This window comes from Parageobacillus sp. G301, assembly GCF_030268025.1.
GTDB classification, from domain to species: domain Bacteria; phylum Bacillota; class Bacilli; order Bacillales; family Anoxybacillaceae; genus Parageobacillus_B; species Parageobacillus_B toebii.
The window spans coordinates 1,283,246-1,297,594 of record NZ_BSDB01000002.1; the positions used below are offsets into that span (position 1 = coordinate 1,283,246).

Genomic DNA, 14,349 nt, shown 5'->3' on the forward strand with positions numbered 1-14,349 from the left:
TACTCCATTCAGCTATCTTTCGATTAGAAAAATTTCTTGCGGTCACGCTCTTCTTTTAAAATTTCGACTGCTTCGCGAAAACGCTGGGCATGAATGATTTCACGTTCACGTAAAAAGCGAAGCCCATCGTTTAAATCTGGATCATCGCTCATATTAATAATCCATTGATAAGTTGCCCGCGCTTTTTCTTCGGCAGCGATATCTTCATATAAATCGGTAATTGGGTCTCCTTTCGCTTGAATGTATGTCGCCGTAAATGGAACTCCAGCGGCATTATGATAAAATAAAGCGCGGTCATGATCGACATAGTGTGCGTCAAGACCTGCTTCTTTCAGCTGTTCCAGGGTGGCGTCTTTTGTTAATTTGTATACCATTGTCGCAATCATTTCCAAATGAGCTAATTCTTCGGTTCCAATATCTGTGAGCAAACCGACTACTTTATCAGGGATGGAGTAGCGTTGATTTAAATAACGAAGCGCGGCGGCGAGTTCTCCATCCGCACCTCCATACTGTTCAATTAAATATTTCGCCAATTTTGGGTTGCATGTGCTGACACGAACAGGATATTGCAATTTTTTTTCATAAATCCACATCGTCATTTCCTCCCTTTACAGCGAGTTGTTTTTGCTATACTTGCCAAGGCCAAGGAGAATCATTCCAATTCCACGGATAGTTGGAATAGCTGTTTCCATATTGCTGAAGTGGACCATAACAGGATTCAAACTGTTTTTTCAATTGTTTTCGTTTTTGCGCAAGCTGGTTAAATTGCTGGATGGCTTGGTAGTCAGTAGGATGGGTGTCGAGGTATAACGTTAAGTCGACGAGGGCAAAATCAACCGCTTGGAGTTGTTCTAAAAGTTCGTAGTATTCTTTTGGCAACTGTTTCATTGGTAATCACCTTTAGTTTTCATTTCATAAGGACCATAATATGGATCATAAAAAATTTTCCAAAGGGTTCCTTTTTTTAACGCTTCATGCAATGGGAATTGTGGCAAGTTTGGCGGCTGAAATCCGACATATTGATTTGGAGCGGTGACATAGGTTTTGACGCGAATTGGCGGGCAAGGGTCAAATGGGCTTACATAAGGTTCGTATTGCTTTCGTGTTGTAAACATAAGAAACCTCCTTTTTGGGCAGAACTTCAGTCTATATTTATGACCATTGCGTTTTGTTCATGACTTCCTTTTTCGGTGAATACATGTAAGAAAAAAGGGAGGAAACAGATTGTGTTTTATTTGTTGTATATTGCTGTCGGATTTTTATGTGGGTATCTTATGATTCATTGGATGCCGCCAGTGACTCCGTTTGATTTTACTTATTTTATCACTGAACTTATTTTTAATCCTTTGCGGACGTTTTTGGCAATGATTTGTTTTTTTATTGGTTTTTTAGCCAATGCAGTAGTGATACGCACCGTCATTGAAGGAATGATTTTATGCTTGCAGCGAAAGCAGGTGCGTTGGAAGGAATGGTTTATTTGCTGCGGGGGGATGGGAAGCTTTTATTGGCTATTTCAATGGGAAACGAGGCTCGCTGCTTTATTTTTTATTTTCTCTTTGATTTATGGTATGATATCGGTGGATTTGGATCGTTCTCGTCAATATAATCGAAACTTATAGGAGGAGTTATATTGATTTGGATCATTTTTTTTGCTTTTTTTTGTATATTGGCTTATATGTGGTGGGAAGCGCATCGAAACCGCGTTGTTTACATCGAATTGACCTTTCCCCAGTTTCCAAGTAGTTTTCGGGCGTTTTCCATTTTTTTTATTTCTGACCTTCATCGGCGGGTATTGGCAAAAAGAATTGTGGAGGAGATAAAAGGAAAAGCGGATATTGTTTTAGTTGGCGGGGACCTTACGGAAAAAGGGGTGCCCGTCGCGCGTGTCAAGGAAAATATTCGCCGTTTAAAAATGATTGGACCGGTTTATTTTATTTGGGGGAATAATGATTATGAAACGGAATATGATTTGCACTCGCTTTTAGTGGAGGAAGGAGTGCATATATTGGAAAATAGCGCTGTTATGTTGCAATCCCCGAATGGGGAGAAGCTTGCTCTCATTGGAGTGGAGGATATGAGCAAACGGCGCGCAAGATTGGACCAAGCGCTTCAAGGGGTGGATGAGGATGCATTCCGCATCCTTGCTTCGCATAATCCGAAAATCGTCGGGCGCCTTCGTCCCGAACATCATATTTCGCTTGTGATCAGCGGTCATACGCATGGAGGGCAAATTCGTTTCTTTTCGTTTGGGCTCTATGAAAAAGGCGGTTTAAAAAATGTGAATGGAACAGCCGTTTATGTCAGCAACGGGTATGGGACGACAGCCGTTCCGCTTCGCTTGGGAGCCCCTGCGGAAACGAATTTGATCATCATTCGTTCACGGAAAGAAGATAAAGAAAAAATGCTTGTCTAAATGACTATAAACGATGTAAACTCATTAATAATAACAAACGAACCATTTATGAATTATTTCATACAATAAACATAAGAGATGGCTGTGTAGGTAAGGAGGGGTGTTGATGCGTCTTGAACGCTTAACCCACAATAAAATCAAAATTTTCCTCACGTTTGATGATTTGATGGATCGCGGTTTAACCAAAGAGGATTTATGGAAAGATACGTTTAAAGTTCATCAATTGTTTCGCGATATGATTGAGGAGGCAAGCGAGGAGCTCGGCTTTGAAGTAAACGGGTCAATCGCAGTGGAAGTATACTCTTTACCGGCACAGGGAATGGTTGTTATCGTAACAAGTGAGGGCGAATATGACGACATGGAGGAAGAATTTGCTGACGATTATATTGAAATGCAAGTAACGCTCGATGAGAGCGATGACATATTTTATGAATTTCAGACGTTTGAAGATGTCATTCAGCTCGCTCATCGTCTTTACTCGATCGGTTGTCTAGACGGAACCCTCTACTCCTACCAAAACCGTTTTTACTTGCATGTCGCTGAGGAACCGCCGATCCCAATCGATAACTTTGTTGCTTTATTAGCGGAATTTGCCAGCCCTTCAACGATAACGATACATCGTGTGCAAGAATATGGTAAGAAGCTAATTGAACATCGAGCCATTGAACAACTTGTTCGTTATTTTCCAGTGCGTTAATGCTTTGTCAGACCCCGTCGTATGGACAAGGGGTCTGGCTTTTTATTTTTTCCATATGTTAGATGACAAGGAAAATAAATATATAGTAAGGAAAAAACAGCTTATTGACATAAAAACGATGTAAATGGTTGTAAATAGTCGTAAATCGCTTGGCATTTTATTTTTTTTTCTTTGCATAAATAAAAAGAAAGTGTATACTATGACATGAAAGGTGACAATATCAAATATTATAGCGAATTTATAGGAGGTTTACGTATGGTAGCCGACAAGCATACCAACGAAGAAAATCTGGAAGAAAAATCAGAAAAATATGATGTATTAACAGCAACACAAACTGTTATACATAGAGCATTGGAAAAATTAGGGTATCCAGAAGAAGTATATGAGTTGCTCAAAGAGCCGATTCGCATGCTGACAGTGAGAATTCCTGTGCGCATGGATGACGGTACTGTAAAAATTTTTACCGGCTACCGTGCCCAGCATAATGATGCCGTTGGTCCAACTAAGGGGGGCGTTCGCTTTCATCCGAACGTAACAGAACGTGAAGTGAAAGCGCTGTCTATTTGGATGAGCCTAAAATGTGGCATTGTCGATTTGCCGTATGGCGGTGGAAAAGGCGGAATTGTATGTGATCCGCGTACGATGTCATTCCGTGAATTAGAACGATTAAGCCGTGGTTATGTTCGCGCGATTAGCCAAATCGTTGGTCCGACAAAAGATATTCCTGCACCAGATGTCTTTACGAACTCGCAAATTATGGCATGGATGATGGACGAATATAGCCGCATCGACGAATTTAACTCTCCTGGATTTATTACAGGAAAACCTTTAGTGCTAGGCGGGTCGCACGGGCGCGAAACCGCGACGGCAAAAGGGGTTACGATTTGTATTCGCGAAGCGGCGAAAAAACGCGGTATCGATTTGAAAGGAGCACGCGTGGTCATTCAAGGTTTTGGAAACGCGGGAAGCTATTTAGCAAAATTTATGCATGATGCTGGTGCGAAAGTCATTGGCATTTCCGATGTATATGGAGCTCTTTACGATCCAAATGGTTTAGATATCGATTATTTGCTTGAGCGCCGCGACAGCTTTGGTACGGTAACGAAATTGTTTAAAAATACAATTACAAATAAAGAATTGTTAGAGCTTGATTGCGATATTTTAGTTCCAGCGGCAATTGAAAATCAAATTACGAAAGAAAATGCACCAAATATTAAAGCAAGCATTGTCGTGGAGGCGGCAAACGGTCCAACGACGCTAGAGGCGACGGAAATTTTAACAGAACGCGGCATTTTGCTTGTTCCAGACGTATTAGCTAGTGCCGGCGGTGTAACGGTATCCTATTTTGAATGGGTGCAAAATAACCAAGGATATTATTGGACAGAAGAAGAAGTCGAAGAACGATTAGAAAAAGTGATGGTAAAAGCGTTTAATAACGTATATGAAATGGCGCAAACCCGCCGCGTAGATATGCGATTGGCTGCTTATATGGTTGGCGTTCGAAAAATGGCGGAAGCGTGCCGTTTCCGCGGATGGGTATAAAGAGCAAGCAAAACATATTTGCAACATGCCAAAAAATCCCCTATCATATGATAGGGGATTTTCTGATGTTTAAGGAGTGAACCGGATGAAAGAAGAAAAAATCATTATTGTTGGCGGTGGTCCTTGTGGGCTTGCTGCGGCGATCGCTTTGCAAGATGTCGGTTATCGCCCGTTAGTAATAGAGAAAGGAAATATCGTTAATTCCATTTATCATTTTCCGATTCATCAAACGTTTTTTAGTACGAGTGAGCGTCTTGAAATTGGTGGGGTTCCGTTTATTACGGAAAATCGGAAGCCAAAGCGAAATCAAGCACTCGCTTATTATCGCGAAGTAGTCACGAGAAAACAAGTGCGTGTACAAACGTTTGAAAAAGTCGAGCAAGTGGAAAAACAAGAAGATGGAACATTTCTTGTCCAAACGACAAAAGGACAATATCGCGCTCAATATGTTATTATTGCTACCGGATATTATGATAACCCAAATTATATGAACATACCGGGAGAAGATTTACCGAAAGTAACGCATTATTTTAAAGAAGCGCACCCGTATTACAACACTGATTGTGTTGTCATTGGCGGAAAAAACTCTAGCGTGGACGCAGCGCTAGAACTTGTCAAGGCGGGAGCACGTGTCACAGTACTGTACCGGGGAAGCGGATACTCGCCAAGCATCAAACCTTGGATTTTGCCGGAATTTGATTCTCTCGTCCGCAAAGGAATTATTAAAATGGAGTTTAACGCTCATGTAAAAGAGATTACGGAGGATGCCGTCATTTACGAAGTAGGAGGCGAAATCAAAAAAATTAAAAACGATTTTGTATTTGCGATGACAGGATATCATCCTGATCATGAATTTTTGAAAAAGATGGGGGTCGGGGTCGATCCAGAAACGGGCCGGCCGCTTTATGATCCTGAAACAATGGAAACGAATGTGCGCGGCATTTTTATCGCAGGTGTCATTGCGGCAGGAAATGATGCCAATGAAATTTTTATTGAAAACGGTCGCTTTCACGGTGGGCAAATTGCTGCTTGTATCGCAAAACGGGAAAAGGAGAAAGAGCAATAACAGAAGGAGGCTGGAAAAAAACAGCCTCTTTTTTATCATTCCATAAACATTTCTTGTAGTTTCTGCGGATCGTTTAGACAGTCTATTTTTTTATTTATCGACAACCATTATTTTGTGTTGTAATTCATTTATGCTATTATGTTTCTAAAGAGGTGACATTAATGAAAAAAGTGGCGTTAATTACTACAGGCGGGACAATAGCAAGCAAAAAGACAGAAGAAGGAAAATATGTTTCGGGGGAAATGACGGGAGAAGAATTAGCACAAATTTGCAATTTACCTGATGATATTAAAATTGAAATACATTCTTTATTCCAACTGCCGAGCATGCATATTACATTTGAGCATTTATTAACCTTAAAAAACAAAATCGAAGAAATTTATCAAGATAAAACAATTGATGGCATTGTTGTTACACATGGAACAGACACACTCGAAGAAACCGCATATTTTTTAGATTTAACGATTTCAGATGATCGCCAGATCGTTTTAACAGGCTCACAACGCTCTCCAGAACAACAGGGAAGTGATGCTTATACAAATATTCGCCATGCCGTTTATACGGCTTGCAATGACGATTTAAGAGGTGTAGGAACAGTTGTAGTATTTAATGAACGCATATTTGTAGCTAGACATGTGAAAAAAGTACATGCTTCTAATTTACAAGGCTTTGATGTTTTTGGATATGGGTATTTAGGGATTATCGATAATGATAAAGTATACATATATCAAAAGCCAATTAGAAGGGAAACATACAAAATAAAAAATGAAATACCTGAAGTGGATATAATTAAGTGTTATTTGAATGCTGACGATAAATTTATAAAAGCAGCTATAAATTCCAATGTGAAAGGGATTGTTTTGGAAGGTGTAGGGAGAGGACAAGTATCACCCAAAATGATGGATGCAATAAAAGAAGCTGTATCGAAAGAAATAAAAGTTGTAATTACAACAAGTGCAGAAGAAGGGGAAGTATATACGACTTATGATTATTTAGGCAGCGCTTATGATCTTGTTAAAAATGGAGTTATTTTAGGGAAAGATTTAGACAGTAAAAAGGCGAGAATAAAATTAGCCGTATTGCTTGCAGCTAATGAAGATAATTTAGAAGGGAAATTTAGTATATAAAAATGGGTACAAGGACAGTGTAATTAACACACTGTCCTCTTTATTAAATAGGGAATATCTGGATGAGTTGAGCCGCATCACATTATCCTATATACACTTTATACTCAAATATTCTCTATAAAATCGAACTTTTAATTTATTCATAAAATTATTATCGAATCTCTAGTTTTATGCTTGTCTAATTTTATCTAGCACCACGGGTTAAATATATTTGATAAATCACACGTATGTGTTTTTGCCACGCTTTTAATTGTGTGGATTTCGTCATTGAGTACGATCCCCCCTTTTCCGCGCACTGCTTCGCTTCCGGCTACTTTGACAGATGAAATTAAGTTATATAACCCGTCTGCGTCGATTTCATTGTTTGAATGCATCGCTCCTGTCACAACAATTGGTACGTCCGTCTGTACAGTTAAGTCTAAAAAGTATGCTGTTTCTTCTAGTGTGTCTGTTCCATGTTTAACTTGTTCATTGGCAATTTTTTCTTCAATTTTATTACGTAATTGCAGTATTTCTTGCGGTGTGATATGGGGCCGGCGGCAAGTGAAACAACTCTTCCACGTAGATATCACCAAGACTTGCTAATGACGGTGTGGCATCATAAAGCGGATGTTTTTCATCAGGATGAACAGCGCCCGTTTCTTCATCTTCTTTCATCGAAATAGTACCACCTGTATGAATAATCAGGATTTTTTCATCTGCTATGATGAAATATCGGAAGGTCATTTTCAAATGCCGCTTTCTCATGTTACCATAAAGAAAACGGATGGAAACGGGGATTTGTATGTTAACGTTAATTTCGTCTGGCATTGCCCCAGGTGTTGCGTTGCTTAGCTATTTTTATTTAAAAGATGAATACGAAACCGAACCGCTATCCATTGTGCTGAGAACATTTGTTATTGGGGCGCTTCTTGTGTTTCCTATTATGTTTATTCAATATGTGTTTCATGTGGAAGGAATCGCAACGCCAAAGATAGCTCGCGCCTTTTTTTTGTCGGGATTATTGGAAGAGTTTGTGAAGTGGTTTATCGTCTATTTTTTTATTTATGACCACCGCGAGTTTGATGAGCCGTACGATGGCATCGTATACAGCGCAAGTGTGTCGCTCGGTTTTGCGACGATGGAAAATATTTTGTATTTATTGGCAAACGGTGTAGAGTTTGCCGTAGCAAGGGCGCTTTTACCTGTCTCAAGCCATGCTTTATTTGCGGTCATCATGGGGTTTTATTTTGGAAAAGCAAAATTTACTATAAAGAAGCGGCGCTACTTGTTTCTTTCTTTTTTTCTGCCATTTCTATTGCATGGAACGTATGATTACATTTTGTTATCACAGGAAAAATGGAGTTATTACATGGTTCCGTTCATGCTGTTATTATGGTGGTCAGCTCTTCGAAAAGTAAAACATGCGAAAGGATTACATGATTACGATAGGATCCCTTCAGCAAAAAGCCAAGCATAATACGCTTGGCTTTTTGCTTTTTTTGCATAAAAAGGCAAATTCGAAAGAAAATAGGGATAAAACAACAGAAAGAATACGGGAGGGTTCGCGTATGATGAGGAAGATACAATGGTACTTATGGTTTGCCGTATTGGCTGCTTGTTTGTTTTTCTGCGGAAAACCAGTCGAAGAAGTAAAGGCGTTTTCGAATCAAGTGATTCAGCGTGGGGCGGTTGGAGATGATGTCATCGAATTACAAGCACGATTGCAGTATATCGGATTTTACAAAGGAAAAATTGATGGAGTTTTTGGCTGGAGTACATATTGGGCAGTACGCAACTTTCAATATAAATACGGGCTTCCAGTCGACGGGCTTGTTGGTGAGAGCACAAAAGCAAAACTAGTAAAGGTATCGAAATATCATGAGCAATTTGTGAAGGAGCAAATTCGCAAAGGCAATTCGTTTACCCATTACGGTGGCACGCCGTTAAGCCAGCAAGTAAAGAAAAAGAATAGGGGTAGCAGCGGAAACAGATGGGTAAAAGCGACAGCATCCAATGTGCCAAACGGTTTTTCGCAAAACGATATTCAATTGATGGCAAATGCTGTATATGGAGAAGCGCGTGGAGAACCTTATATCGGCCAAGTCGCCGTGGCAGCCGTCATTTTAAATCGTCTAGAGCATCCTTCGTTTCCAGATACGGTGGCGGGAGTAATTTTTCAGCCTGGGGCATTTACTGCGGTAGCGGATGGCCAAATTTGGCTGACGCCGAATGAAACGGCAAAAAAAGCGGTGCTAGATGCGATTAACGGTTGGGATCCTACCGGTGGAGCCATTTATTATTTCAATCCGTCAACAGCAACGAGTGCATGGATTTGGAATCGGCCGCAAATTAAGCGGATCGGCAAACATATTTTCTGTAAATAATGCAGGAGGTGAACAAAAATGATACGAAATTTATTAATCGCGATACTGTCACTTGGGATTGTCGGGACAGCGTATTGGGGATATCGAGAACACCAAGAAAAAAATGCGATATTAATTCATGCTGAAAATAATTATCAGCGTGCTTTTCACGACTTAACCTATCAAATAGACTTATTGCATGATAAAATTGGCACAACGCTAGCCATGAATTCCCAAACATCACTTTCTCCGGCTTTGGCTGAAGTATGGCGAATCGCCTCAGAAGCCCATACGAGTGTTGGACAATTGCCGCTTTCCTTACTTCCATTTAACAAAACGCAAGAGTTTCTTGCCAAAATTGGGGAGTTCAGTTATCGGACAGCGATTCGCGATTTAGAAAAAGAACCGCTTACGAATGAAGAATATCGCACGTTACAATTCCTATATAAAAATGCGGCAAATATTCAACAAGAACTTCGCAATGTTCAACATTTAGTTTTAAAAAACAACTTGCGTTGGATGGATGTGGAATTAGCGCTTGCTACAAACGACAGCCCTGACGATAACATTATTATTGATGGGTTTAAATCAGTCGAAAAAAATGTAGATACTTTCTCGAGATCATCAGAATTTAGCCCGACATTTATTGGGTTGAAGAATAAAGAAAAAGGTTTTGTCCGTGCGAAAGGAAAACCAATTTCAAAAACAGAAGCGAAACAAATTGCTCGTTCTTTTCTTGGGTTAAAAGGAACAGAAAACATAAAAGTGACAACAAGTGGAAAAGGAGCAGATGAGCGCTTTTACAGTTTGACGATCCGCGATCCAAAAAAGAAAAGCAGTATTTATATGGACATTACAGAAAAAGGCGGTTATCCGATTTGGGTAATCGATAGCCGTCCAATAAAAAAACAGGCGATTAGTTTGCATGAAGCGGCAAATAGAGGGATGAAATTTTTGCAGAAGCACAAGTTTAAGAATTTAGAGCTATATGATAGTTCCCAATATGATAACGTAGCTGTATTAACATTTGTGACAAATGAAAACGGAATTCGCATTTATCCGGAAGCAATTAAAATGAAAGTAGCTCTTGATGATGGAACGATTGTCGGCTTTTCTGCGCGTGATTACTTATCTTCTTCCGTTAAACGCCCACTGTCAAAACCAAAATTGACAGCAGAACAAGCGAGGAAAAAAGTAAATCCAAATTTAAAAGTAATGGAACAGCGCCAAGCAATAATTGTAAACGATATGAACGAGCAAGTGCTCTGCTATGAATTTTTAGGAACACTTGGAGAAGACACATATCAAATTTTTATTAATGCAAACACAGGAATGGAGGAAAAAGTCGAAAAGCTGCAAAGCGTCGAACAAAACTATAGTTAAAGGATATGTTTGTATGGGTGCAAATCCTATCTGTCTCTTTACTAAAGGAAAAGCTTGATGCAAGCTTTTCCTTTTTGTTTTAATAAACATGAGAAGAAAATGAGAGGGAGAGACGATGTTAAAAATAGGGGATACGATAATGTTAGAACCAGCAGGCGGGGAAGAGGAAAAATATAAAAGCAAAGTGGCAGAAATAAGTGACGGTTATATACATATTAACTATCCAATTAATGTAAAAACAGAAAAAACCGTGTTTTTATTAAATGGAATGCAATTTAAAGCAAGTTTTGTTGGGCCGGATCATTGTCTTTATTTATTTGAAACAGAAGTAATTGGAAAAGTGCGGCAGCCGGTGCCAATGGTTGTTCTTTCCTATCCAGGAGTAGATAAGTTAGTGCGCATCCAGCGTCGCCGATATGTAAGAGTGGAAGCGAATACCGATGTGGCGATTCATCCTCTCCATCAAGAATTTATGCCGTTTACAACGATGACCACTGATATTAGCGCCGGCGGAGCAGCGGTCGTATTGCCAGAGCATAAGCAAAAGCAGCTGCTTCCTGGAATGGTGGTAGAGGCATGGTTTGTACTTGCTATGAAATCAGGAGAATATCATTATTTAAAAGTGAAAGCGAAAATCGTTCGTATATTTCAAGCGGAAAACAGTGATATATATAAAGCATCCTTGCAATTTTTGGATGTATCTCCGCAAGATCGCGTACGATTGATTCGATATAGTTTTGAACAGCAGTTAGAGATAAGAAAAAGAGAGGAGAATATCGCGAATAAATGGCGAAAAAGCGTGGAATAATGGCTATATAAAAAACGGAAAGCGGGCTGTTGGTTCCAATGAAACGAGCGGAATCTATTTTACTAAAGCTTGTTATCATTCAGTTTGTTTTTTTAATCATTGCTCAATGGCTCATTTTATATACTCCGCTTAGCCCTTATTTAGAAAAAATTTATGAATATGAAGGCGTTAGCAGACAAGAAAAGACAAAAACAATCGAAACAATCGTCGACCGCTAGCGGTCTATATGGTAAAATGACATCGAAGCACGCAGGAGTTTCCTGCTTTTTTCTTTGATAAAAAATATGTAGATAACGGGTAGGAGGAATAAGCAGTTTGTTAAACATCTATAAAAATATATGAAATCATGTAAATATCTCCTGTTATTGAACGTGGAGAGGCGGATGTTCTCCATCTTTTCCATCATCTCCTGTCTGATGATAAAAAATCTTCCCCCTTCCTCACGTAAAGAGGAGATGAAAAAGATTTAGCGAATATATGTTCCTAAGGATCCAAACAAGGGGGAAGGCAAGGGGATGAAAACGGTTCGGGAGATGAAAATCGTTTCTCATGATGAAACACAACTTTACTCATTAGACGAGTTGATGCGCGTCTTTGGTTCCGCGAAGCTCTATGAAGAAGAGGTATATGGCAGGGAACTTGCCTATGATGAACCGATTCAAGCGGAACGAATCGCTGGGATTGACATCAACATTGACCGCATCGCCGTAAGCATCGTTTCGAAACAAGGAAACTTTCTTAAATCAAAAGTATTTTACTGTCATGAACTTGAATATGTGCGGACGAATAAGCGAAACAACCTCGTTGGAGAAACTGTACGAGATGTGTATGACTGGCTGCTTGAAGAGAATGTTGGGACAGTGGTCATTGAAAACATCCAACTAAGACAGCGGCACGATACGGACAAACGATTCAATCGCCTCACCCATAATTTTAAAAAGAAAAAGCTGACAGAAACGATCATTCGTCGGGGCTTAAGGCTTGGGTTTCACATCAAAAAAGTGAATCTGGCGTACACCAGCGCCATTGGACGGTTCAAGTATATGAAAAAGTATGGGTTATCCGTTCATGAAAGCGCCGCTTTGGTGATTGGCAGGCGGGGATTGGGCATCAGGAACGATTGCCAAAAGAACTCATTGACATCATAAAAACGAAAATGAAACGCCATTTGATTGCGGTGTTAGGGTCGATGGAAGAATCCTACAAGCAATCGAAAAGCGGCAAGAAACAACGCCAATATATCGCAATGATGTTATGCAAAATCGAGAATTTCAAACAAGAACATGAATGGTCATTATGGAACATCTTGCACAAATGTTGTTGGCTGAACCAGTACCAAATTCAACTAAAGGAGGTGTAAACCTGGTTGCTAAAATCATTGTCGTGTACTGACCAATGGAAGGAATGGTGCACGACAGATGCCGTCGCTAACAGCGATCCACGGGTTGTCTTTCACAGCAGGTGAATGACAAGGGGATTCCCTTCCTGATGGAACTCAGGTGTTTCCTGAGCGGCAAGCAGTTTTACTGGTTCCATCGCGATGAATCGATTTTTATAGATTTTAGTAACCAGGAATTATGAGCAAAAAAATCAGCATTGCCATTGATGGACCAGCTGCAGCGGGGAAAAGCACTGTTGCGAAAATTATAGCGAAACGGCTTTCTTATATTTATATTGATACTGGCGCGATGTATCGGGCGCTAACGTACTTGGCGCTGCAACAAAAAGTTGCGCTTGATGACGAACAAGCATTAATTTCTTTATTAAAAAATACATATATTGAATTAAAGTCATCTGAACAAGGACAGCTTGTATTTGTCAATGGAGAAGACGTTACAAACATTATTCGCAGTGAAGAAGTAACCAATGCAGTATCGCTAGTCGCAAAACATCCGTTAGTGCGGGAAGAAATGGTGGAGCGCCAACGCGCTCTCGCAAAAAATGGCGGTGTCGTAATGGATGGCCGCGATATTGGCACATACGTTCTTCCGAATGCAGAAGTAAAAATCTTTTTGAAAGCATCTGTGGAAGAAAGAGCAAAGCGTCGTCATGCGGAAAACATTGCTAGAGGATTTCCATCGGACTTAGAAACGTTGAAAAAGGAAATTGCACGCCGTGATCAAATCGATTCGGAGCGTGAAGTAGCACCGCTTAAGAAAGCGGAAGATGCGATAGAAATTGATACTACGTCACTGTCGATTGAAGAAGTGGTGGATCGCATTATGGAAATTGTAAACGAAAGGATTGGGTGACGGTGGATTTTTATTCGTTTGCCAAGGGAGTTGTGAAAAGCATTTTAACCCCTCTTTACCGCATTAAGGTAATAGGGGCGGAGAAGTTTCCGAAAGAAGGAGGCGTACTTCTTTGCGCAAACCATATTAGCAATCTCGATCCGCCAATCCTTGGAATTACTGCTCCAAGACCGATTCATTTTATGGCGAAAGAAGAATTGTTTCGTGTTCCGATCTTAAAAAACTTAATTACGACTTTGCATGCGTTTCCGGTAAAAAGGGGAATGAGTGATCGCCAAGCATTGCGAACCGGCTTAGAAGTGTTAAAACAAGGGCATGTGTTAGGCATTTTCCCAGAGGGAACGCGAAGCAAAGATGGAAAATTAAAAAAAGGGCTGCCTGGCGTCGGTTTTTTTGCGCTTCGAACAAGTGCCGCTGTTGTTCCATGCGCCATTATTGGTTCATATCGTCCGTTTGTGCCGCTTAAGGTTGTTTACGGATCACCGATTGATATGACGCCACTAAGAGAGAAAAAAGCATCACCGGAAGAAGCGACAGCTTATATTATGCAACATATCCAGGCGTTATTAGATCAGTATCGATAAACATTCAGTTACATGTCTATTGAGAAAATATGGTATACTAAATAGAAAAACGGTCCTATTGTACATCATAGCGGATCATGGCTTAGACTCATATGGCGATGATGTGGGGGCTGCTTCCTTTGAAGAAGCATG

At 40.2% G+C, this 14,349-nt stretch carries 19 protein-coding genes; 14 read left to right on the forward strand and 5 right to left on the reverse strand.

All coding sequences use genetic code 11. The features are described from left to right. Positions 1 to 23: 23 nt before the first annotated feature. Genes QSJ37_RS15375 through QSJ37_RS15385 form a run of 3 tightly spaced genes read right to left on the reverse strand, consistent with a single transcriptional unit; the run spans position 24 to position 1,115 of the window. The gene (locus tag QSJ37_RS15375) at positions 24 to 593 is read right to left on the reverse strand and encodes a manganese catalase family protein (protein ID WP_285755991.1); all 570 of its coding nucleotides are present in this window, start codon (positions 591 to 593) and stop codon (positions 24 to 26) included. Between the two features lie 34 nt (positions 594 to 627). Then, on the reverse strand, positions 628 to 888 hold the full coding sequence (locus tag QSJ37_RS15380) for a spore coat protein CotJB (RefSeq protein ID WP_015864319.1): 261 nt from the start codon (positions 886 to 888) through the stop codon (positions 628 to 630). Continuing rightward, entirely contained in the window at positions 885 to 1,115 is a 231-nt protein-coding gene (locus tag QSJ37_RS15385; RefSeq protein ID WP_015864318.1) for a spore coat associated protein CotJA, read from the reverse strand. The genes QSJ37_RS15380 and QSJ37_RS15385 overlap by 4 nt, the downstream gene beginning before the upstream one ends. A gap of 111 nt (positions 1,116 to 1,226) precedes the next feature. On the opposite strand from QSJ37_RS15385, the gene QSJ37_RS15390 reads away from it, so the two are divergent. The 6 genes from QSJ37_RS15390 to QSJ37_RS15415 all read left to right on the forward strand — a co-directional run bounded on the left by QSJ37_RS15390 (position 1,227) and on the right by QSJ37_RS15415 (position 6,845). Next, a complete protein-coding gene (locus QSJ37_RS15390; RefSeq protein ID WP_285755993.1) occupies positions 1,227 to 1,619 on the forward strand; it encodes a hypothetical protein in 393 nt (130 codons plus the stop codon). Positions 1,620 to 1,627: 8 nt separating this feature from the next. After that, on the forward strand, positions 1,628 to 2,413 hold the full coding sequence (locus QSJ37_RS15395) for a metallophosphoesterase (RefSeq protein WP_285756161.1): 786 nt from the start codon (positions 1,628 to 1,630) through the stop codon (positions 2,411 to 2,413). 106 nt (positions 2,414 to 2,519) lie between these two features. Continuing rightward, complete coding sequence (locus tag QSJ37_RS15400) at positions 2,520 to 3,110, forward strand: genetic competence negative regulator (RefSeq protein ID WP_015864315.1); 591 nt, start codon at positions 2,520 to 2,522, stop codon at positions 3,108 to 3,110. Positions 3,111 to 3,365: 255 nt separating this feature from the next. Beyond that, positions 3,366 to 4,652: a Glu/Leu/Phe/Val family dehydrogenase gene (locus QSJ37_RS15405; RefSeq protein WP_285755994.1), complete on the forward strand. Its 1,287-nt coding sequence runs from the start codon at positions 3,366 to 3,368 to the stop codon at positions 4,650 to 4,652. Between the two features lie 85 nt (positions 4,653 to 4,737). Continuing rightward, positions 4,738 to 5,718, forward strand: coding sequence for a YpdA family putative bacillithiol disulfide reductase (locus QSJ37_RS15410; protein ID WP_285755995.1), 981 nt, complete (start codon positions 4,738 to 4,740; stop codon positions 5,716 to 5,718). A gap of 161 nt (positions 5,719 to 5,879) precedes the next feature. After that, positions 5,880 to 6,845, forward strand: coding sequence for an asparaginase (locus QSJ37_RS15415; RefSeq protein ID WP_285755996.1), 966 nt, complete (start codon positions 5,880 to 5,882; stop codon positions 6,843 to 6,845). Positions 6,846 to 7,033: 188 nt separating this feature from the next. On the opposite strand, the gene QSJ37_RS17975 is transcribed toward QSJ37_RS15415, so the two are convergent. Together QSJ37_RS17975 and QSJ37_RS17980 are read right to left on the reverse strand one after the other, a co-directional pair. Continuing rightward, positions 7,034 to 7,417, reverse strand: coding sequence for an asparaginase domain-containing protein (locus tag QSJ37_RS17975; RefSeq protein ID WP_352177294.1), 384 nt, complete (start codon positions 7,415 to 7,417; stop codon positions 7,034 to 7,036). Beyond that, a complete protein-coding gene (locus tag QSJ37_RS17980) occupies positions 7,341 to 7,571 on the reverse strand; it encodes an asparaginase domain-containing protein (RefSeq protein ID WP_352177348.1) in 231 nt (76 codons plus the stop codon). The genes QSJ37_RS17975 and QSJ37_RS17980 overlap by 77 nt, the downstream gene beginning before the upstream one ends. Before the next feature lie 58 nt (positions 7,572 to 7,629). Here QSJ37_RS17980 and prsW point away from each other — a divergent pair, with 58 nt between their 5' ends. From prsW to QSJ37_RS15460, 8 genes are all read left to right on the forward strand, one after another. Continuing rightward, positions 7,630 to 8,304 carry a glutamic-type intramembrane protease PrsW gene (gene prsW / locus QSJ37_RS15425; protein ID WP_285755998.1) on the forward strand — a complete coding sequence of 225 codons (675 nt, stop codon included), beginning with the start codon at positions 7,630 to 7,632 and terminating at the stop codon, positions 8,302 to 8,304. Positions 8,305 to 8,395: 91 nt separating this feature from the next. Beyond that, on the forward strand, positions 8,396 to 9,211 hold the full coding sequence (sleB, locus tag QSJ37_RS15430; protein ID WP_285755999.1) for a spore cortex-lytic enzyme: 816 nt from the start codon (positions 8,396 to 8,398) through the stop codon (positions 9,209 to 9,211). A gap of 18 nt (positions 9,212 to 9,229) precedes the next feature. Beyond that, positions 9,230 to 10,573 (forward strand): germination protein YpeB, encoded by a 1,344-nt coding sequence (ypeB, locus tag QSJ37_RS15435; protein WP_285756000.1) that lies wholly within the window; start codon positions 9,230 to 9,232, stop codon positions 10,571 to 10,573. Positions 10,574 to 10,688: 115 nt separating this feature from the next. After that, positions 10,689 to 11,381, forward strand: a complete 693-nt coding sequence (locus tag QSJ37_RS15440; protein ID WP_285756001.1) for a flagellar brake protein — start codon at positions 10,689 to 10,691, stop codon at positions 11,379 to 11,381. A 38-nt stretch (positions 11,382 to 11,419) separates the two neighbouring features. Then, complete coding sequence (locus QSJ37_RS15445) at positions 11,420 to 11,599, forward strand: YpfB family protein (protein WP_285756002.1); 180 nt, start codon at positions 11,420 to 11,422, stop codon at positions 11,597 to 11,599. 297 nt (positions 11,600 to 11,896) lie between these two features. Next, on the forward strand, positions 11,897 to 12,529 hold the full coding sequence (locus QSJ37_RS15450; protein ID WP_285756003.1) for an IS200/IS605 family accessory protein TnpB-related protein: 633 nt from the start codon (positions 11,897 to 11,899) through the stop codon (positions 12,527 to 12,529). Positions 12,530 to 12,958: 429 nt separating this feature from the next. Next, positions 12,959 to 13,633 carry a (d)CMP kinase gene (cmk, locus tag QSJ37_RS15455; protein ID WP_285756004.1) on the forward strand — a complete coding sequence of 225 codons (675 nt, stop codon included), beginning with the start codon at positions 12,959 to 12,961 and terminating at the stop codon, positions 13,631 to 13,633. Beyond that, positions 13,630 to 14,217, forward strand: coding sequence for a lysophospholipid acyltransferase family protein (locus tag QSJ37_RS15460; protein ID WP_285756005.1), 588 nt, complete (start codon positions 13,630 to 13,632; stop codon positions 14,215 to 14,217). The genes cmk and QSJ37_RS15460 overlap by 4 nt, the downstream gene beginning before the upstream one ends. Positions 14,218 to 14,349 lie beyond the last annotated feature (132 nt).

What these genes read in the sequence shown, in the direction of transcription:
- QSJ37_RS15375 (WP_285755991.1), bottom strand. Translation starts at nt 593, where the DNA reads ATGTGGATTTATGAAAAAAAATTGCAATATCCTGTTCGTGTCAGCACA.
- QSJ37_RS15380 (WP_015864319.1), bottom strand. Translation starts at nt 888, where the DNA reads ATGAAACAGTTGCCAAAAGAATACTACGAACTTTTAGAACAACTCCAA.
- QSJ37_RS15385 (WP_015864318.1), bottom strand. Translation starts at nt 1,115, where the DNA reads ATGTTTACAACACGAAAGCAATACGAACCTTATGTAAGCCCATTTGAC.
- QSJ37_RS15400 (WP_015864315.1), top strand. Translation starts at nt 2,520, where the DNA reads ATGCGTCTTGAACGCTTAACCCACAATAAAATCAAAATTTTCCTCACG.
- QSJ37_RS15405 (WP_285755994.1), top strand. Translation starts at nt 3,366, where the DNA reads ATGGTAGCCGACAAGCATACCAACGAAGAAAATCTGGAAGAAAAATCA.
- QSJ37_RS15410 (WP_285755995.1), top strand. Translation starts at nt 4,738, where the DNA reads ATGAAAGAAGAAAAAATCATTATTGTTGGCGGTGGTCCTTGTGGGCTT.
- QSJ37_RS15415 (WP_285755996.1), top strand. Translation starts at nt 5,880, where the DNA reads ATGAAAAAAGTGGCGTTAATTACTACAGGCGGGACAATAGCAAGCAAA.
- QSJ37_RS17980 (WP_352177348.1), bottom strand. Translation starts at nt 7,571, where the DNA reads ATGACCTTCCGATATTTCATCATAGCAGATGAAAAAATCCTGATTATT.
- prsW (WP_285755998.1), top strand. Translation starts at nt 7,630, where the DNA reads ATGTTAACGTTAATTTCGTCTGGCATTGCCCCAGGTGTTGCGTTGCTT.
- sleB (WP_285755999.1), top strand. Translation starts at nt 8,396, where the DNA reads ATGATGAGGAAGATACAATGGTACTTATGGTTTGCCGTATTGGCTGCT.
- ypeB (WP_285756000.1), top strand. Translation starts at nt 9,230, where the DNA reads ATGATACGAAATTTATTAATCGCGATACTGTCACTTGGGATTGTCGGG.
- QSJ37_RS15440 (WP_285756001.1), top strand. Translation starts at nt 10,689, where the DNA reads ATGTTAAAAATAGGGGATACGATAATGTTAGAACCAGCAGGCGGGGAA.
- QSJ37_RS15445 (WP_285756002.1), top strand. Translation starts at nt 11,420, where the DNA reads ATGAAACGAGCGGAATCTATTTTACTAAAGCTTGTTATCATTCAGTTT.
- QSJ37_RS15450 (WP_285756003.1), top strand. Translation starts at nt 11,897, where the DNA reads ATGAAAACGGTTCGGGAGATGAAAATCGTTTCTCATGATGAAACACAA.
- cmk (WP_285756004.1), top strand. Translation starts at nt 12,959, where the DNA reads ATGAGCAAAAAAATCAGCATTGCCATTGATGGACCAGCTGCAGCGGGG.